Origin of the sequence: Streptomyces sp. NPDC085481, from assembly GCF_044541845.1 — a bacterium.
In the GTDB taxonomy this organism is placed as follows: Bacteria; Actinomycetota; Actinomycetes; order Streptomycetales; family Streptomycetaceae; genus Streptomyces.
The window spans coordinates 164,392-182,668 of the sequence record NZ_JBITTJ010000001.1; the positions used below are offsets into that span (position 1 = coordinate 164,392).

An 18,277-nucleotide genomic window follows, 5' to 3' on the forward strand; every position below is an offset into this window, starting at 1 on the left:
CCCGGGGGACTGACCGGGCCGACGCCCCGGGATCAGGTCACCGACCTGTCCGTACTGACGGGTGCGCCGCGCTTGGGGAGTACTCCCCTCCGCGGAAAGAACAGTACCCGAACAACCAAGGAAAGGTAAAGGGAAGGGTAAAGAGAGCCCAAAACCGCAGGTCAAGGGCGTTTACCTGGTCACGGCCGTCAACGGCCCCACTGCCGGCGCGACTCGGCCACCTGACCCAGCACCTGCCGCAGCACCGCGCTGCCGTTCGGCACGGCCGGCGGCTCGTACGTCCAGGCGTGACCGACCCACGGATCGGCGAGGTGGTCGTCGGGGACCGGCGTGAGCCGCATCAGCGAGCGCCACAGCGGGTCGAGCACCGGCCCGTACGCGGCGGCGTCCTCCCGGTCCGCGACCATCAGCAGGTGCAGGCCGACCGCCGGGCCCTCGTCGGCGAGGTAGCGCAGCTGGTTGACCGCCCGGTCGTCGAAGCCGTGCGGGAAGTCGTGGACGACCAGGAGGTGCTCGGCGGTGTCGAGGCCGGGCGGCAGGTCGTCGGCCGCACCGGCGCGCAGCGCCATCTGCAACAGGTCGACCCGCTCGGTCAGCTGGGCGAGCACGGCCGAGACCCCGGCCGCACCGGCGGCCGGCGGGCCGGCCAGCACGCCCGCCTCCACGAGCGGCGCGAACGCACTCGCGCCGGCCCCCGCCGGGTCGATCAGCTGCACCCTGAGACCGTCCGCCGGGTGCACCGCGATCAGCCGGGCCACGTGCAGGGCGGCCGTGTCCAGGGCGAGCCGGCGCAGCTCGGCCGTGTCCAGGAGCGCCGCCGCGTCGGAGTGACCCCGTCCGCTGTCGATCCACAGCCCGCGAGCCAGGGGGAGGCGTGCCAGGAACGGGATGCGCAGTCCGGTGCGCTCGGGCAGGTGCAGGTCGCCCAGGCGGACGGCCATCGGCGCCTCCATCGGGACCCGGTAGGCCTGCCAGACCGGGCTGTCCCAGCGGGCGTAGGCGGCGGGCAGGGCCGGCTCGACGACCTGGGACTCGGCGGCGAGCTGGGCGAGGTCACGGTCCAGGGCCTCCTGGGCGCGGGCGGTGAGCTCGTCGTGCTTCGCCTTCGCGGCGGCCCGGGCCGCGTCGCCGGCGCCGCCGATCCGGTTGCGCGGGTCGGACAGGGCGCGGTCCAGCTCCTGGTCGAGCCGGGACTCGGCGAACTGGCAGGCGCTGCGGTACGCGGCGGCGGTGCGGGCCAGGTCCTCGAACATGCCCCACACCTGGTTGTAGAGCCGCTCGTCCATGGACCAGCCGGTGGCGTCACCGGCGATGGGGGCGGGGTGCGCGGGCGGGGCCGACGGCAGGGCGGGCGGCGGGCCCTGCGTCGTCTCGGGGGCGGGCCGGCGGCCCCGGTGCGTGTAGTCGATGGGCCCGCCGGTGGCGACGGGCGCGGTCTGCCGGACCCGGTCGGTGTCCGGGACCCGCGGGGGCGGGGCGGCGACCGAGCGTGCCAGGCCCTGGGCGACGGCCTCCAGGATCGTGCCGGCGAGCTCTGCGGGACGCTGGAGGCCCTGGTCGGCGAAGAGGGCGGCGAGCCCGCCCTCGTACCCCTGGCCGACGGCCCGGACCTTCCACGCGCCCTGGCGGCGGTAGAGCTCCAGGGCGACGACGGCGGACTCCCGGTCGAGGCCGGTGATCGTGTAGTCGGCGATGCCGGTGCCGTCGGCCGCCGTGACGGTGACGACGGGCGCGGCGCTGGCCCCGAACCGGTCCGGGCCGTCCACGCCGACGGGCAGGGCGAGCAGGACGCACACGCGGTGGACGGCCTCCTCGACGGCCTCCAGGTCGACCGCCAGCCGGTGCTGCGCGGCGGCCTGGCGGGGCACCTCGACCCCGGGCAGCGCGGCCGCCCCGGGGTGGGCGACGGCTCCGGCGCCCGCGATCCGGCCCTGCTCGTCGCCGAGGGTGGCCGCGGCGACGACCGGATGACCGGCCGAGGCCCGGATCTCCAGGCGGGTGTGGGGCAGGGGGTGGTTCTGCCCCCGGACCAGCTCGGCGGTCATCTTTTCCGTCTCTCCGTACGAACGTGTGGGCCGGGCGGTCGCGTTAAAGGACCGGGAAGATGGACGGCATCAGGTCCTGGAAGGTGCGGCCGTTGGCCGGGTTGCCCAGGGCCGTCATCTGCCAGCCGGAGCCGGCCCGGTGCACCTTGGCCATGATCTGCGCCGTGTACTGGCCGCCGCCGTTGAGGGTGTAGCGGGCGAGCTCCTGGCCGTTGGTCTCGTCCACGATGCGGCAGAAGGCGTTCTGCACCTCCTGGAAGGTCTGCCCGGTGAAGGAGTTCACCGTGAAGACGATCTGGTCGATGTGGACCGGGACGCGCTGGAGGTCGACCAGGATCGCCTCGTCGTCGCCGCCCTGGCCGACACCGCCCACCAGGTTGTCCCCCGTGTGACGGACCGAGCCGTCGTCGCTCACCAGGTGGCGGAAGAAGACCACGTCCACCGGCTGCTTGTCGGCGAAGAGGACCGCCGAGGCGTCCAGGTCGATCTCGCGGGTGCGCGAGCCGAACAGACCGCGGCGGGGTGCCGCCTGCCAGCCGAGCCCCATCCGTACGGAGGTGAGGCTGCCCCCGCCCTGCTTCTCCAGGCTGATGGCCTGCCCCTTGGTCATGTTGACCGTCACGCGCTGCCCCTCTCATCGGTTTGGGCAGAACCCTACGCAGGGGGACTGACAACGCGCGGGGAGCGGCCCGGTTTTGTGTCGGTCTTGCAACACACCGGGCCGTCGCCGGACCCCTCTGACCACCCTCGTTACGCGAGCCCCGCCTCCTTCATCTGGCGCAGCTCCTTCTTCAGCTCCGACACCTCGTCGCGCAGCCGGGCAGCGACCTCGAACTGCAGCTCGGCCGCGGCGGCCCTCATGCGGTCGGTCATCTCCTCGATGATCCCGGCCAGTTCGGCCGCCGGCCGATCGCCGAGCTCGAGGGTGGAGCCCGCCTTCGCGCCCTTGCCCTTCGTGGTGTGCGCGGCGAGCGAGGGCACCGGGGCCTTGGCGCCCTTGCCGTCCTTCCCCTGGCGGTAGCCGCTGCCGAGCAGCTGCTCGGTGTCGACCTCCTCGCGCGCGATGGTCGCGACGATGTCGTTGATCTTCTTGCGCAGCGGCTGCGGGTCGATGCCGTTGGCCTGGTTGTAGGCGACCTGCTTCTCGCGGCGCCGGTTGGTCTCGTCGATGGCCTGCGCCATCGCCGGGGTGATGGTGTCCGCGTACATGTGGACCTGGCCGGAGACGTTACGCGCGGCGCGGCCGATGGTCTGGATGAGCGAGGTGCCGGAGCGCAGGAAGCCCTGCTTGTCGGCGTCGAGGATGGCGACCAGGGAGACCTCGGGCAGGTCGAGGCCCTCGCGGAGCAGGTTGATGCCGACCAGGACGTCGTACTCGCCGGCCCGCAGCTCGCGCAGCAGCTCGATCCGGCGCAGGGTGTCGACGTCGCTGTGCAGATAGCGCACCTGGATGCCGAGCTCCAGGAAGTAGTCGGTGAGGTCCTCGGCCATCTTCTTGGTGAGCGTGGTGACCAGGACCCGCTCGTCCCGCTCGGTGCGCAGCCGGATCTCGTGCACCAGGTCGTCGATCTGGCCCTCGGTGGGCTTGACGACGACCTCGGGGTCGACGAGGCCGGTCGGGCGGATGATCTGCTCGACGAAGCCGTCGGAGCGGGACAGCTCGTACGTGCCCGGGGTGGCGGAGAGGTAGACGGTCTGGCCGATCCGCTCCTGGAACTCCTCCCACTTCAGCGGCCGGTTGTCGAGCGCGGACGGCAGCCGGAAGCCGTGGTCGACGAGGGTGCGCTTGCGGGAGGCGTCGCCCTCGTACATGGCGCCGATCTGCGGGACGGTGACGTGCGACTCGTCGATGACGAGGAGGAAGTCCTCGGGGAAGTAGTCGAGGAGGGTGTTGGGCGGGGAGCCGGGCTCGCGGCCGTCGAAGTGCATCGAGTAGTTCTCGATGCCGGAGCAGGAGCCGATCTGGCGCATCATCTCGATGTCGTACGTGGTGCGCATCCGCAGCCGCTGGGCCTCCAGCATCTTGCCCTGCTTCTCCAGCTCCTTCAGGCGCTGGTCGAGCTCGGTCTCGATGTCGTTGACGGCCCGCTCCATGCGCTCGGGTCCCGCGACGTAGTGGCTGGCGGGGAACACGTACAGCTGGCGGTCGTCGCTGATGACCTCGCCGGTGAGCGGGTGCAGCGTGGACAGCGCCTCGATCTCGTCGCCGAACATCTCGATGCGGACGGCGAGCTCCTCGTAGACCGGGAAGATCTCGATGGTGTCGCCGCGGACGCGGAAGGTGCCGCGGGTGAACGCCAGGTCGTTGCGGGTGTACTGGATGTCGACGAAGCGGCGCAGCAGCTGGTCGCGGTCGATCTCGTCGCCCACGTTGAGGGAGACCATCCGGTCCACGTACTCCTGGGGGGTGCCCAGGCCGTAGATGCAGGAGACGGAGGCGACCACGACGACGTCCCTGCGGGTGAGCAGGGAGTTGGTCGCGGAGTGGCGCAGCCGCTCGACCTCCTCGTTGATCGAGGAGTCCTTCTCGATGTAGGTGTCCGACTGCGGGACGTACGCCTCGGGCTGGTAGTAGTCGTAGTACGAGACGAAGTACTCGACCGCGTTGTTCGGCAGCAGCTCGCGGAACTCGTTCGCCAGCTGGGCGGCCAGCGTCTTGTTCGGCGCCATCACCAGGGTGGGGCGCTGAAGCTGCTCGATCATCCAGGCCGTCGTCGCCGACTTTCCGGTGCCGGTGGCGCCGAGCAGGACGACGTCCTTCTCGCCGGCGCGGACGCGCCGGTCGAGCTCGGCGATGGCCGCGGGCTGGTCGCCGCTGGGCTGGAAGGGGCTGACGACCTCGAAGGGCGCCACCGTACGTTCGATCTTGGAAACGGGCCGCATGCAACCACCGTACGACCCGGCACTGACAGCCGGGGGGCGATCGGCTCGGCGCCCTGGTCGTACGGGGTCGCTCACCAGTCCTGGGAGCGGTAGGTGTCGCGGCGGGCACCCCTGCGGGCGGGGCGGGCCGACCAGTTCGCGGGCTCGCCGTAGGCCGGGACGCGGCGGGCGGCGGGCACCCCGGGGGCGCCGTGGCGGTAGCCGCCGGCCGCCGGCTTCTGCCAGTCGGGCTCGCCCATGACGAGCAGCGGGTCGAACATGACCACGACGGCGGCGAGCAGCAGGAAGACGCCCGGTCCGATCAGCATGGGCAGCAGGAGCGAGGCGGCGGTGTCGCCGGTGCTCTGGGCGGGCGTGCCGTGCAGCTTCACGTCGACCGCCGCCATGGCGGTGTAGTGCATGCCGCTGACGGCGAGGCCCATCACCAGGCTGGCGCCGAGGCTGGCCATGAAGCCGTGCACGGAGACGGCCGCCCACAGGGCGGTGGTGGCGGCGACGACGGCGATGACGACGGACAGGGCGACGGTGAGGGTGTCGTACTCGATCCGCCCGTGCAGTCGCATACCGGCCATGCCCAGGTAGTGCATGGTGGCGACACCGAGTCCCGTGATGGTGCCGCCGGTGACCAGGGTCAGCGGGGTCGCGCCGCGGTAGCCGACGATGAAGATGCCGATGCCGACCATGACGACGGCGACGGCGAGGCTCGCGAAGGTGATGGGGCGGTCGTAGCTGATCGGGGCCTGCCGGACGGAGAAGCCCATCATGGCGATGAAGTGCATGGTCCAGATTCCGGTGCCTATGGAGGTCGCACCGAGGGCGAGCCAGCCCGCCTTGAAGCTGTCGCTGTGGCGCAGCGAGCGGGTGGTGCAGCGCAGCCCGAGCGCACCGCCGAGGCAGGCCATGAGGAAGGCCGCCACCGGGGTGACCAGGCCGTAACTGAATCCGTCGACCGTGCCCTGCATGAGCGTATGTCCTCCACCCGTGGTGCAACGTCGTCCGAAAACAGTCGGTACCGCTGAGTAGTGCTACCGGATTATGGCGCCCGGTGCGGCCCCTCGGCCACGCGGTCCGCGAATTGGGCGGCCCGGTTGTCGGTGCCGGGTCGTACGGTGAACGGCATGGACAGCGACGAGCCGGAGACGGCGCAGGAGGCCGGGCGTGTGGAGTGGGCCGTGGTGGCCAGCGGCATCGGTCCGCTGCTGCTGGCCGCGACGGACCGGGGTCTGGTGAGCGTGGTCTTCCACGCCGACGAGCGGGTGCGGGACCGGGCCCTGGAGCGGCTCGCGGGGGCGCTCGGAGGGGAGCTGGTGGAGCGTGCGTCGGGCCTGCTCGCCGAGCCGGTCCGGCAGCTGGCCGCGTACTTCGACGGGAGGCTGCGAAGCTTCGACGTCAAGCTGGACTGGACGCTGGTGACCGGATTCAACCGCCAGGTCCTGCGCGAGCTGGCGGACGGCGTCCCGTACGGGACGGTGGTGGGGTACGGGGATCTGGCGCGCCGGGTGGGACAGCCGGCGGCCGCGCAGGCCGTCGGGGCGGCGATGGGTGCCAATCCGCTGCCGGTGGTGGTGCCGTGCCACCGGGTGGTGGAGAGCGACGGCGGGATCGGGGGCTTCGGCGGGGGCCTGGAGACCAAGCGCAGGCTGCTGGCCCTGGAAGGGGTGCTGCCGGAGCCGCTGTTCTGAGCCGTGGCGGGCCGGGCGGGGGCGGGGCGGGCGGCGGGGGCGGGTCGGCGCGGGCGGCGGGCAGCGGGCGGCAGGCAGCAGGCAGCAGGCGACGAGGGTGCCGCGCAGGCGGCGAGGGTGCGGGTGGCGTTCCCACGCTGTGGGAGGACTGGCACTATGCGTAAGTGACCAATGCCCCTGACGCTCCTGACGCGCTCCTGTCGACCGAGCCGTCCGTTCCCGTCTCCCCCGCCGTGCTGCCGGCCCTGCGGCGCCGAATACAGGCGGTGCTGATCGCCACCCAGATCCTCGGCGGACTGGGGATAGCCATCGGCGTCGCGCTCGCGGCGGTGCTGGCCAAGGAGGTCAGCGGTACGGAGGCGCTGTCGGGGCTCGCGTCGACGGCCACCGTGGCGGGGCCCGCGCTGCTCGCGATGCCGCTCGCCTCGCTGATGGCCACCCGGGGGCGGCGCGCCGGACTCGTCCTCGCCTATCTCGTCGGTGCGGTCGGGGCGGGGGTCGTGGTCCTGGGTGCGGTGACCGGCAGTTTCCCGCTGCTCCTGGCCGGCCTGGTCGGCTTCGGCGCCGGCTCCTCGGCCAACCTGGCCGCCCGGTTCGCCGCCGCCGACCTGGCCGAGCCCGACCGGCGGGCCCGGGCCATCTCGACCGTGGTGTGGGCCACCACCATCGGTGCCGTCGTCGGCCCCAACGTCGCCGCCCCCGCCGGGGACAGCGTGGCCGGCCTCGGGATCCCGGCGGCGGCCGGGCCGTTCGTCTGGGCGTCCGGAGTGTTCGTGGTCTCCGCCGTCGTGGTGGCGCTGCTGCTGCGGCCCGATCCGCTGCTCACCGCGCGGGCGATGGCCGGTCCCGAGGACGAGGCGGCGGCGGAGGGGCGCTCGCTGAAGGCCGGGATGCGGGCGGTACGGGAGTCCTCACGGGCCCGGCTCGCCCTGGTGACGGTGGCCGGCTCGCACACGGCGATGGTGTCGATCATGTCGATGACCCCGGTCGCGCTCAGCCACCACGGGGCGGACATCCGGCTGATCGGCCTGGTGATCAGCGGTCACATCGCCGGCATGTACGCGTTTTCGCCGGTCATGGGCTGGCTCTCGGACCGGCTCGGCCGGCTCTCGGTGATCGGGCTCGCGGTGGCGCTGATCGCGGTGGCGGCCCTCCTCGCCGGCACGGCGGGGCCGAGTCACGGGCAGACCGCGCTCGGCCTGTTCGTCCTGGGGCTCGGCTGGTCGGCCGGGCTGGTCTCGGGCTCGGCACTGCTGACCGACTCGGTCCCGCAGGCGGCTCGGGCCGCGGTCCAGGGACTCTCCGACTTCATCATGAACACTTCGGCCGGCGTCGGCGGTCTCGCGGCGGGGCTGGTCGTCTCCACGGTGGGATACGGTTGGCTGAACCTGCTGGGCGCGTGTCTGCTGGTGCCGATGACGCTGCTGGCGGTGCGGGGCGCGGCGCGGCGCGCCTGACGCAGGGATATCGGATACGGGATTTTGGATATTGGATCCGATCTCCTCAGCGCAGCACCACCGGTGATGTGGCCCCGGCCGCCGTGCGGCTCGGGGCGCCCGAGCCGTCGGCGGGTACGGTCCACACCGCGCCCTCATGGGCGTAGGCCAGGGTGCCGGGGCCGGTCCACGCCGCCTGGTCGTCGACCGAGCGCGTCTCGGCGAGCGGGTGCTCGCGCAGGGTGGCGAGATCGAGGACGTACAGCCGCCAGGGTGCGCGCGGGTCGGTGGAGACCTTCTTCTTGTAGGCGATGCGGGTGCCGTCCGGGGAGAGCGAGGGGCATTCGACGTTCTCCTTGACGGCGCGCGCCGACCAGTTCCGCAGGTCGCCCTCGACGAGGTGGGTGTGCCCCCGGGTGGCGACCGTGGCGTAGAAGCGGTTGTCGTCGCCGGCGAAGCTCACACCCCAGTAGTTGACGTCGGGGGCGTGGTGGCGGCGTCCGTCGAGGGTGAGCGGGATCTGCTCGATGTTCTTGATCAGGTAGCCGGTGCGGAGGTCGAGGATCGAGGTCCGGGTGGAGAAGGCGGAGGTGGCGTACGAGTCGCCGGTCGCGAAGGTCGTCCAGGCGAGTACCTGTCCCGAGGCGGAGACCCGGGCCCGGTCGGGGATGCCCGGCAGGCTCATCCGGCGCAGTTCGCGCAGCCGCCGGTCGAGGACGAGGACGTACGAACGGGCCGGCAGCCCCGGTCGCCGCTGGAGGCAGAGCGCGGTGGGCCCGGCGGCGTGGAAGCGGTCGCAGCGCGGCCCTTGGGCGACGCGGGAGCCGGGCGCCGCGGGGTCCTGGCGGGCGACGCGCCCGGTGGCGGTGTCGCGGAAGTAGAGCGTGCCCGGGGGCGCGTCGAGGCGGAAGCCCGGGTCCGCTGCCGCGGCCGCGTCGGGCCGCCCGGCGGCGGCACGCAGGGTGTACGCGGTGGCGCCGCCGGCGAGGAGCAGCACGCCGAGGAGGAGCGCCCACAGGCGACGCCCCGCGAGGGCGGGTAGGGCGGTCATGACGGCTTCCTTTCACGGGGCGGGTCCGAGGGCAGCAGCCGGCCGGCGCAGCCGAGTGCGGCCGCGAGCCCTCCGAGGGCGAGGAGGAGCGCGGCGGTCGGCCCCCACAGCGTCCAGGCGGCTCCGAAGCCTGCCGCGGCGGCCACCTTGGCCAGGGCCTGCGCGGTCTGGACGGCGGCGAGTCCGCTCGCCCGCCGCGCGGCCGGGAGGAGCGGTCCGGTGAGCGCCATGAGGACCCCGTCGGTGGCGGCGTAGAAGGCCCCGAGCAGGACGGGGACCCCGGCGAGGAGGACCGCGTCGGGTACGGGGGCGAGGAGCAGCGCCATGGCGAGGAGCAGGGTCCCGTGCCCGTACAGGAAGGGGCGCCGGCGGCCGATGCGGTCGGCGAGCCGCCCGGCCGGTACGGCGAGCAGCAGGTAGGCGGCAGCGGCGCCGAGCGGCAGGAAGGGGAACCAGGTGGCGGCGAGGTGGGTCCGGTGCTGGAGCAGCAGGTAGAGGAACGCGTCGCCGACGGTGGCGGCGCCGAGGAGCGCGGCGGCGAGGGTGACGCGGCGTAGGGCGGGCGCCCGGAGCGGGGCGAGGAGGGCGCGCCGGGCGGTGGGCGGCCCGGCGGGGGCGCCGTCGGCTGCTCGTCGTCCGCCGGGGACGAGGACGACGAGGAGCAGTACGCCGAGGAGTCCGGTGCAGAAGCTGACGACGAAGACGGCGTCGTACGCGTCGGCGGTGGCCCACAGGAGGGCGAAGGCGGCGAGGGGGCCGAGGAGGGCGCCGGTGGTGTCCATGGCGCGGTGGACGCCGAAGGCGCGGCCGAGGGCGTCGGGCGGGCTGTCGAGGGTGATGAGTGCGTCGCGCGGGGCGGTGCGGATGCCTTTGCCGAGCCGGTCGGCGGCGAGCGCGGTGGCTGTCCAGCCGGTGGCGCCGCCGGCGAGGAGGAGGCCGAGCCGGGAGCAGGCGGAGAGGGCGTAGCCGATGCCGGCGATCCGTTTGTGGTGGCCGCCGCGGTCGGCGGCGTGGCCGCCGAGGAGCCGTACGAGGGCGGTGGCGCCGGTGCACAGCCCGTCGAGGAAGCCGAACTGGAGGGGGGTCAGGCCGAGTCCGATGACGAGGTAGAGCGGCAGGACGGCGGTCACCATCTCGGAGGAGACGTCGGTGACGAGGCTGACCGTGCCGAGGGCGAGGACGGTGGCGGAGACGCGCCGCCGCGCCCCGGTGGGGGCGGGCGGTGCGCCGCGGCGACCGGTGGTCGCGAGGTACATCAGTGGCAGGTGTAGGTCGGGCCGGTGTCCTTGACGCGGCCGTCGGTGCCGACGTACTGCCAGGTGTACGTGGTGTCGGTGAAGTCCAGTTGCAGGACCCCGTAGGTGCCGCTGATCCGCTTCTGGCTGTTCGGCTGGACGGTCTCGATGGGGTAGGGCTCGGCGCCGCCCATGCCGCCGACTATCTCGACGATGCCGTCGGTGGTGGCGCGGCCGGCGGGATCCTGCGGGGCGAAGCGCTCGTAGTGGTGGTCGTGGCCGTTCAGGACCAGGTCGGTCCTGGCCGCGTAGAGGATCTGCCAGACGGGCTTGGAGACGGGGTCGTTGCCGTGGCCGCCGGAGGAGTAGAGCGGGTGGTGGAAGTAGGCGGCGACGCAGCCCTTGGCGTTGCGGGCGAGGTCGTCTTTGAGCCACTGGATCTGGGCGGCGTCGTCGAAGGAGTTGGAGTCGAGGGCGATGAAGTGCCAGTTGCCCTGGTCGTAGCTGTAGTAGGGCTTGCCCTGCGGGTAGGCGAGGGCGCCGAAGTACGCCTTGTAGCCGGCGAGCGGGCCGGCGGGGTCGTAGGTCTCGTGGTTGCCGGGCGCGGGGCGGGTCTTGGCCTTGAAGGCGCCCCAGGTCTTGTCGTAGTAGGCGCGGTAGTCGCTCAGGCGGGCGTCGTCGTACTGGTTGTCGCCCATCGTCAGATAGAAGGCCGGGTTGATCCGTTGGGCCTGGGCGGCGGTCTTGGGGTGGGCGCAGGAGCTGCTGGAGGCGGTGCACTGGGCGGCGATGTCGCCGGCGGCGACGACGGTGAAGGCGCCGGTGGGGGGCGGGGTGGTCGGGGGCGGCGTGGTGGGAGGCGGCGTGCTGCCGTCGGTGGTGCCGTAGACCTCTGCTTCGTAGAGGGAGTAGCCGTACGAGGTGCCGCGGGCGGTGCCGAGGATGCGGAGGTAGCGGCCCTTGCCGGTGAGTGCGGTCCAGTCGTCGGTGCCGCCGTTGCCGGCGGACTCGGTGGCGAGGGTGGTCCAGGTGGTGTCGTCGGCGGAGATCTCGACGCGGTAGGCCTTGGCGTAGGCGGCCTCCCAGGAGAGGCGGACGCGGGAGACGGTGGCGGGGGCGCCGAGGTCGACGCGGAGCCACTGGGGGTCGCTTCCCTCGGCGCTGGCCCAGCGGGTGGCGGGGTCGCCGTCGAAGGCCCTGGCGGGGGTGAGGGTGCTGTCCTCGTCGGAGGAGGAGGTGGCGGGCCTGCCGCGGGAGAGGAGCGGGTCGGCGGCGTCGGCGCGGCCGGGGGCGGCGAGGAGGAGGCCGCCGGTGAGGAGCAGGACGGCGGCGAGGAGGAGGGTGAGTACGGTGCGGCGGGGTGGGGCGGAGGCGTGCGGGTGCATTCGTGGGCTCCCTGGCCTGGGGGCGGTGAGAGCTGGACACGGTGCGGGCAGCGCGGCCCGGCCCTCGTGGCGCCGGGCGCCACGGGGCGTGCAGCGGTGCACCGCGGCCGGGTCAGAGCTCTCGCTGAGCGCGTCACGCGGGCTCCCCGGGGGTGCCGGGGAGCGGGCGCCGCGCCAAGCCGCTGCCGGGGATGCTAGTGGACAGGAAGGTTTCCTACCAGAGTCTGAACCCGGCTTCCCTCAGGGGGAGTTCAGAGGCTGATGTGGTACGCCTTGCGCAGGGTCTCGTGCACGGTCCAGGTGGTGCGGTCGCCCTCGCGCAGCACACAGGCGTCACCCGGGCCGATCTCCAGGGTGCCGCCGCCCTCGACGTCGACGGTGGCGCGGCCGCTGACGACGACGAAGAGCTCGTCGGCCTCGGTGTCGGTGACCACGCCGGGGGTGATCTGCCAGATGCCGCGGATCTGCTTGCCGTCGGCGGACTCCCACAGGACCTTCCCCGTCACCTCGGGGGTGCCGGAGACGATCTGACCGGGGTCGAGCGGCTCGGGCTCGAGGTCGGCGTCGGGGATGTGGACGGCGAAGGAGGGCTGCGCGTGTGTCGTCATGGGCGGTGACTGTAGCGCGGGCCGAGGGCCGGTTACGGTGCCGGGACCACCCGGAAACAGGCCCTCCGTTTCAGCTCCGACCAGGGCGGTTCCTCCGGCCGGCCGGTGCGACGGAATCCGAAGGAGGGGTTTGCGGCCGGGGCGCGCCCAAAGGGGCCGAGTGGGGACGCGGGGCGGTGGGGCCGGGCACCGATTCCGTAGTCGCCCGCGTGCGCGCGCGAGGAGGCGGATTCGGCCGTATGGGCGTGTTCTCGTCCCCCGGGCGCCGAAAACCACTCCGCCGTGCGGGTGGTGGCCGCGCGCGTCCGCGCTGGTCGGAGGCGGCGCCTTTGGTGGGCCCAATGTTGGTCCCGGGGTTTGCGTCGAGCCCCCTGTAAGTGGGGGCCCGAGCGAGTCACACTCCCCCCAGGCTCCTTCCTCCCCGCTTCCCCCACCCGGACAGGAGAGCGCGATGCCCGCCGCCCCCACCCGTCTCCGCACCGCCACGCCCATCCTCCTCCGCGCCACCGTTCTCACCGCCGCGGCCCTGCTGACCGCCGTGACGGCCGCCCCCACCGCCACCGCCGACGCCGACGCCGCTGCCACGGTCGCGGCGGATCCCGCGCCCGGCGCCGCCTACAAGGCCGCACACGACACGCTCGGGCCGCAGCGGCTCACGCCCGAACAGGAGAGACTCTCCGCCGCCAAGCAGGCCGTGGCGGAGCGGACGTACGAACGGGCGAGCGTCTTCGGCGCCCTGGGCGTCGTCGCCGGGTACAAGCTCTCCGGCGGCTTCCACCAGTCGCAGCAGACCTCCTACTGGTGTGGCCCGGCCACCCTGGTGATCACCCAGTCCGCCCACGACGGCGTCGGCGGCCGATCGCAGCAGGACGCGGCGAACCTGCTCAGGACGAACACCAGCGGAACCGCCTGGTACGGCATCGACATCAACGTCCCGAACCCGACCGGCTACCCCATGGCGGACGCGCTGAACTACCGCCTCCCCGGCGCCGACTACGTTCCCAGGGCCCTCCCGTACACGCCGACGGCCACCGACAAGGCGAACTTCAAGCAGCACATCACGCACAACACCGACAACGACTACGCCATCGCCGGCAACGCCTGGGAGGTGCCGGGCGGTCCGCACCTCGTGGGCCACCCCAACATCGAGATCTTCCACTGGGTCGCGATCGACGGCTACAACACCGACACGGCCGCCGGGCAGGTCAACTACCTCGACCCGGTGGGCGGCGTGAGCACCAGCGTCATCTCCTGGGCGGGCCCGGTCCCGAAGTCGGCCCACATCTCCTCCGACACGATCACGACCATCATGGGCGGCCGTGGGTACGTCTGGTAGGCGACCGCTCCCGGCGGGCGCCCTGCTGGCGGCTCTGCTGCTCGCGGGGTGCTCGTCGGGCGGACCGGGGCCCGGCCCCAGCCTGGTGCCCACCGCCACGCGGACGCCGGCGGTGCGGGCCGTGGCCTGCCGGGTGGCGCTGCCGGCCGCGTGGCGGTCCGCGTTCGCCCGGGGCGAGTACCGTCCGCCGGCCGGGCAGCGCGCGGTCCTCACGGACGCGGGCCCGGGCTGGACGGCGCTCCAGCTGTCCGGCGCCGAAGGGCGCGGCGCCGTCCTCGTCCGGCGCGGCGAGACGGCTCCCCGCCTCCTGCTGCGGTTCGCCGACCCGGTCGAACACCAGCTGCTCGCCGCCGACTTCGACGGGCGCCGCTGGGCCGCGTTCGCCGTCCTTGAGGGCCGGACGCTGGACAGCCCGTGGAGCCTGTACGTGTGGGACGCGGCCACCGGCAGGGCCCGGCGGCTCGCCCGTGCCGACCGGCCGGGGCCCCTCCCCCGCCCCGTCGTCCACGACGGCACGGTCGTGTGGGCGCAGGGCACGGGCCCGGGGAAGGCCACCGTCTTCGCGGCCCCCGCCAAGGGCGGCGCCCCGCGGGCGTGGCACACGGGCGTCTTCGACACGCCGTTCACGGCCGGGGGCCTCCTGGTGTGGCGGGAGGCCGAGGGCGCCCGGACGCGACTGGTGGCGGCCTCTCTGAAGGACGGGCGACCGGCGGAGCTGCCGGCCCCGATCGCCGCCGTGCGCGACCTCCGCGCCCCGGTGTCCGACGGCACGACGTGGGCCTGGGTGGCGGGTGACAGCACGCCGCGCCTGATGGTGTGGCGCACGGGCGAGGCGCGGGCCTCGGCCGCGGTGACCGCCTCCCCCGCCGTCGACGGCATGGACCAGGTGCGGGTCACCGGCCGGCTGGTCACCTGGCGCACTCCGGAGACCTCGTACGCCCTGGACCTCGGCTCGGGCGCGTACACCGAGATCACGCCGGCCTACGGGTACGCCCAGGCGGCGGGAGGTGCGCTGGCCGTGGCGTACAGCGTCGGCAACGCGAAGTCGGCCGGTGCCCGCGCCGTCGTCCAGGTGGTGGACGCGGCGCGGCTGCCGGGGCTGCCGCGCTGTGGCTGAAGCTCGCCACCGAGGTTTGCGGGGCGCGTGGCCGCGCCAGAGATCCTCCATGTCGACACATGTGTCCGAGGAGGTACGGGAGGCGCTCCACGAGGGGCGCCCCGTCGTCGCGCTCGAATCGACGATCATCGCCCACGGCCTGCCGCGCCCGCGCAATCTGGCGGTGGCGCGGGAGCTCGAGGCCCTGGTGCGGGAGGGCGGGGCGGTGCCCGCCACCATCGCGGTGCTCGACGGCACGGCCCGGGTCGGCCTGGACGAGGCCGGGCTGACCCGGATCGCCGAGGACCCGTCGGTGCGCAAGCTGGGCCACCGCGATCTGGCACCCGCGCTGGCGACCGGGGCGACGGGGGCGACGACCGTCTCCGCGACGGCCTGGCTCGCGGACCGGGCCGGTATACGGGTCTTCGCGACCGGCGGCCTCGGCGGGGTCCACCGGGAGTGGGCCCAGACCCAGGACGAGTCGGCGGACCTGCGGCTGCTCGCCCAGGTCGGGGTCACGGTGGTGTGCGCCGGGGTGAAGTCGATCCTCGACGTGCCCGCGACGCTCCAGCGTCTGGAGACGCTCGGGGTGACCGTCGCCGGCTACGGGACGGACCGGTTCCCCGGCTTCTACCTCGCCTCGTCGGGCGAGCCGGTCGACTGGACGCTGCGCACGCCGGACGAGGTGGCGGAGGTGATACGGGCCCAGGACGAGCTCGGCGGGCCCCGGGCGGCGCTGATCGTCGCCAACCCGGTGCCGCGCGAGGACCAGCTCGACCCGGCGCTGCACGACCGGGTGCTCGCGCAGGGGCTCGCGGCGGCGAAGGAGAAGGGGATCACGGGGCAGGCCGTCACGCCCTTCCTCCTCGACCATCTGACGGTGCACACCGAAGGGGCGTCCCTGGAGGCGAACCTGGCGGCGGTACGGGGCAATGTGCGGCTCGCGGCCCGGATCGCGACGGCCTACCGCGCGCGGCCGTGACCGGGCCCGCGGGTCCCGCCGGGCTCCTGGTGGCCGGGGACGTCGTCACGGATGTCGTCGCCCGGCACCACAAGCCCCTCGCGGCCGCGACCGACACACCGGCGCGGATCCGCACGCTGCCCGGCGGTGCGGGCGCGAACGTGGCCTGCTGGGCGGCTCGTTCGGGCTGCGCGGACGTCCGGCTCCTGGGGCGGGTGGGCGCCGACGGGGCGGACTGGCACGACCGTGAGCTGCGCCGCGCCGGGGTACGGCCGCTGCTCGCCCTGGACCCGGACGCGCCCACGGCCACGGTGATCGCCCTGGTCGGCCCCGACGCGGAGCGCACCTTCCTCACGGACAGCGGGGCGTCGCTGCGTCTCGCGCCCGAGGACTGGTCGCCCGGGCTGCTCGACGGGGTGGCCCGGGTGCATCTGTCCGGCTACCTCTTCTTCGCCGGGCCGAGCCGTGAGACGGCCGGGTGCGTGCTGCGGGACGCGCGGGCGGCGGGCCTCGCGGTGAGCGTGGATCCGGCGTCGGCCGGGTTCCTCACGGAGCTGGGCGCGGAGCGGTTCCTCGCGGAGGTGGCCGGTGCGGAGTGTCTGCTGCCCAACGCCGACGAGGCCCGGCTGCTCACGGGGTGCGCGGATCCCGGCGAGGCGGCCGCGGCCCTGAGCCGCCGCTTCCCGCTGGTCGCGGTCACACTGGGCGGCGCGGGCGCCGTCCTCGCCGCGGACGGCCGGGTGACGGCGAGCGTGGCGGCGCCGTCCGTGCGCGCGGTGGACTCCACGGGCGCGGGCGACGCGTTCACCGGCGCGTTCCTGGCGGCCCGGCTGGCCGGCGCGGACCCGGTGCGGGCGGCGGAATCGGGCTGCCGCGCGGGTGCGGAGGCGGTGACCCGGGTGGGCGGGCGGCCCTGACGGTGTCGGTGTGGGCGGCCCGCTGCCGGCAGTCGGGCGGGCGGGGCTGACATCAGCGGGGCGGGCGGGCGTGACGGCGGTCGGCCAGGCGCGCGACCGACGGCGGTCGGCGGGCGTCGGCTCAGTCGCGGAAGCCGGCCCAGGCCGGGCGGCGCGGGTCGTCGGCGCGCACGACGGCGTCGGCGGTCTCCGCGGGGCCGACCTCGTTCTCGTACCGCTCGAAGGCCGGCAGGGTCCAGGCCTGCTCGGTGCGGCGGGCGAGTGCGCCCGGCGACAGGTGCAGATGGACCGTCAGGTCGAACGGGAACCAGTGGCCCAGCAGGAAGGGCCCGTGCAGGACGAGGACACCACCGGGCGGCAGCGGTACGGCGGGGCTGCGCGTCGCGCGGTCGGTGACCGGATCCCACAGGTCGGGCAGCACACGGCCGTTGCCGCCGGGCTCCAGCGGCTTGAAGACCTCGCGCCACAGCGCCCCGGTGTCGAACCAGTCGCCGTAGTAGGAGTCCGGGTCCTGCCGGCCGTGCTCGTAGCGCAGGGAGGCCGGCCGCAGGAAGCCGCCGGTCCCGACGACGAGCACGGACCGTCCGCGCAGCCGCAGCGCGTCGCCGACGTGCCCGGCCAGTTCCGCCGTCGGCGCGGCGGGGGCGCCGTCGATCCCCACCTTGAGCCACGGGCCGCCGTCGGCGGGCTCGGCCCGGTCGAGCCGGCCGGCCATCGCCTCGGCCAGCCGCTCCCAGCTGATCGGTTCGAATCGCATCCGTCCCATCCTGCCCCACGGACTTGACCTTGCCCTTGGCGGCAGGGTTCGAGGATCACGGCATGGACAGCGACACGCAGCGCAGCGGCAGCAGCAATGACAGGGGCAGGGGTACGGGGAGGGGTACGGGCAGGGTCGTCGTGGTCACCGGGGCCGGGACGGGGATCGGGCGGGCCACGGCCCGGGCCTTCGCTCGGGAGGGGGCGACCGTGCTCGCCGTGGGCCGCAGGCCGGGGCCGCTCGCGGAGACCGCCGAGGGGTTCGGGGGCGTCCGGCCGCTGGTCGCGGACATCACGGCGGACGGCGCGCCCGAGGAGATCGTGCGGACGGCCGTCGACGCGTACGGCGGGCTCGACGTCCTCGTCAACAACGCGGGCATCGCGTCGGGCGGGCCGCTCGGCACCCTCGGCCGCGAGGTGATCGGCCCGCTCCTCGAAACCAATCTCGTCGCGCCGGTCCTGCTCACGCAGGCCGCGCTGCCGGCGCTGACGGCCGCCGGGGGCGGGGTCGTCGTCAACGTGACGACGACGGTGGGGCAGCGCGGCTGGCCGGACAACTCGGTGTATCCGGCGACGAAGAGCGCTCTGGAGACACTGACCCGGTGCTGGGCGGTGGAGCTCGCGCCCCGCGGGGTGCGGGTGGTGGCGGTCGCGCCGGGGGCGGTGGAGACCCCGATCGCCGACCACATGGGGCTGACGCAGGAGCAGCGCCGTGCGGTGCGGGAGTGGCAGATCGCGCACACGCCGCTGGCGCGGGTCGGCCGCCCGGAGGAGGTGGCCTGGGCGATCACCTCGCTGGCCTCGCCGGATGCCGCGTATCTGACGGGCACGGTGCTGCCCGTGGACGGGGGCGCCCTGGTGGCGTGATACGACTGCGCGGGGAGGT

16 protein-coding genes are annotated in these 18,277 nt (G+C 74.2%); 7 read left to right on the plus strand and 9 right to left on the minus strand.

Annotated features, from left to right (window positions below):
- Positions 1-188: 188 nt before the first annotated feature.
- From ACIGEZ_RS00805 to ACIGEZ_RS00820, 4 genes are all read right to left on the minus strand, one after another.
- Entirely contained in the window at positions 189-2,045 is a 1,857-nt protein-coding gene (locus ACIGEZ_RS00805; protein ID WP_399824373.1) for a TerD family protein, read from the minus strand.
- A gap of 43 nt (positions 2,046-2,088) precedes the next feature.
- On the minus strand, positions 2,089-2,667 hold the full coding sequence (locus ACIGEZ_RS00810) for a TerD family protein (protein ID WP_399824374.1): 579 nt from the start codon (positions 2,665-2,667) through the stop codon (positions 2,089-2,091).
- 128 nt (positions 2,668-2,795) lie between these two features.
- Positions 2,796-4,928, minus strand: coding sequence for an excinuclease ABC subunit UvrB (uvrB, locus tag ACIGEZ_RS00815; protein WP_399824375.1), 2,133 nt, complete (start codon positions 4,926-4,928; stop codon positions 2,796-2,798).
- A 71-nt stretch (positions 4,929-4,999) separates the two neighbouring features.
- A complete protein-coding gene (locus ACIGEZ_RS00820) occupies positions 5,000-5,890 on the minus strand; it encodes an MHYT domain-containing protein (RefSeq protein WP_399824376.1) in 891 nt (296 codons plus the stop codon).
- 156 nt (positions 5,891-6,046) lie between these two features.
- On the opposite strand from ACIGEZ_RS00820, the gene ACIGEZ_RS00825 reads away from it, so the two are divergent.
- Positions 6,047-6,610 carry a methylated-DNA--[protein]-cysteine S-methyltransferase gene (locus tag ACIGEZ_RS00825; protein WP_399824378.1) on the plus strand — a complete coding sequence of 188 codons (564 nt, stop codon included), beginning with the start codon at positions 6,047-6,049 and terminating at the stop codon, positions 6,608-6,610.
- Positions 6,611-6,774: 164 nt separating this feature from the next.
- Entirely contained in the window at positions 6,775-8,067 is a 1,293-nt protein-coding gene (locus ACIGEZ_RS00830) for an MFS transporter (protein WP_399824380.1), read from the plus strand.
- A gap of 46 nt (positions 8,068-8,113) precedes the next feature.
- Here the strand turns inward: ACIGEZ_RS00830 and ACIGEZ_RS00835 are convergent, their stop codons facing one another.
- From ACIGEZ_RS00835 to ACIGEZ_RS00850, 4 genes are all read right to left on the minus strand, one after another.
- Positions 8,114-9,097, minus strand: coding sequence for a hypothetical protein (locus ACIGEZ_RS00835; RefSeq protein WP_399824381.1), 984 nt, complete (start codon positions 9,095-9,097; stop codon positions 8,114-8,116).
- Positions 9,094-10,353 carry an MFS transporter gene (locus ACIGEZ_RS00840; RefSeq protein WP_399824383.1) on the minus strand — a complete coding sequence of 420 codons (1,260 nt, stop codon included), beginning with the start codon at positions 10,351-10,353 and terminating at the stop codon, positions 9,094-9,096. The genes ACIGEZ_RS00835 and ACIGEZ_RS00840 overlap by 4 nt, the downstream gene beginning before the upstream one ends.
- Positions 10,353-11,717 (minus strand): discoidin domain-containing protein, encoded by a 1,365-nt coding sequence (locus ACIGEZ_RS00845; RefSeq protein WP_399824384.1) that lies wholly within the window; start codon positions 11,715-11,717, stop codon positions 10,353-10,355. Before ACIGEZ_RS00845 ends, ACIGEZ_RS00840 begins: the two co-directional genes overlap by 1 nt.
- Positions 11,718-11,968: 251 nt before the next feature.
- Positions 11,969-12,325, minus strand: coding sequence for a cupin domain-containing protein (locus tag ACIGEZ_RS00850; protein ID WP_399824385.1), 357 nt, complete (start codon positions 12,323-12,325; stop codon positions 11,969-11,971).
- Between the two features lie 451 nt (positions 12,326-12,776).
- On the opposite strand from ACIGEZ_RS00850, the gene ACIGEZ_RS00855 reads away from it, so the two are divergent.
- The 4 genes from ACIGEZ_RS00855 to ACIGEZ_RS00870 are packed head-to-tail and all read left to right on the plus strand — an operon-like array spanning position 12,777 to position 16,635.
- A complete protein-coding gene (locus ACIGEZ_RS00855) occupies positions 12,777-13,661 on the plus strand; it encodes a hypothetical protein (protein WP_399824386.1) in 885 nt (294 codons plus the stop codon).
- Positions 13,645-14,778, plus strand: a complete 1,134-nt coding sequence (locus ACIGEZ_RS00860; RefSeq protein ID WP_399824387.1) for a hypothetical protein — start codon at positions 13,645-13,647, stop codon at positions 14,776-14,778. The genes ACIGEZ_RS00855 and ACIGEZ_RS00860 overlap by 17 nt, the downstream gene beginning before the upstream one ends.
- Before the next feature lie 49 nt (positions 14,779-14,827).
- Positions 14,828-15,739, plus strand: coding sequence for a pseudouridine-5'-phosphate glycosidase (locus ACIGEZ_RS00865; protein ID WP_399824388.1), 912 nt, complete (start codon positions 14,828-14,830; stop codon positions 15,737-15,739).
- Positions 15,736-16,635, plus strand: a complete 900-nt coding sequence (locus ACIGEZ_RS00870) for a carbohydrate kinase family protein (RefSeq protein ID WP_399824390.1) — start codon at positions 15,736-15,738, stop codon at positions 16,633-16,635. The genes ACIGEZ_RS00865 and ACIGEZ_RS00870 overlap by 4 nt, the downstream gene beginning before the upstream one ends.
- Before the next feature lie 121 nt (positions 16,636-16,756).
- Here the strand turns inward: ACIGEZ_RS00870 and ACIGEZ_RS00875 are convergent, their stop codons facing one another.
- Positions 16,757-17,392 (minus strand): uridine kinase, encoded by a 636-nt coding sequence (locus ACIGEZ_RS00875; RefSeq protein ID WP_399824391.1) that lies wholly within the window; start codon positions 17,390-17,392, stop codon positions 16,757-16,759.
- A 62-nt stretch (positions 17,393-17,454) separates the two neighbouring features.
- Here ACIGEZ_RS00875 and ACIGEZ_RS00880 point away from each other — a divergent pair, with 62 nt between their 5' ends.
- Positions 17,455-18,258: an SDR family NAD(P)-dependent oxidoreductase gene (locus ACIGEZ_RS00880; protein WP_399824393.1), complete on the plus strand. Its 804-nt coding sequence runs from the start codon at positions 17,455-17,457 to the stop codon at positions 18,256-18,258.
- Positions 18,259-18,277: the final 19 nt, after the last annotated feature.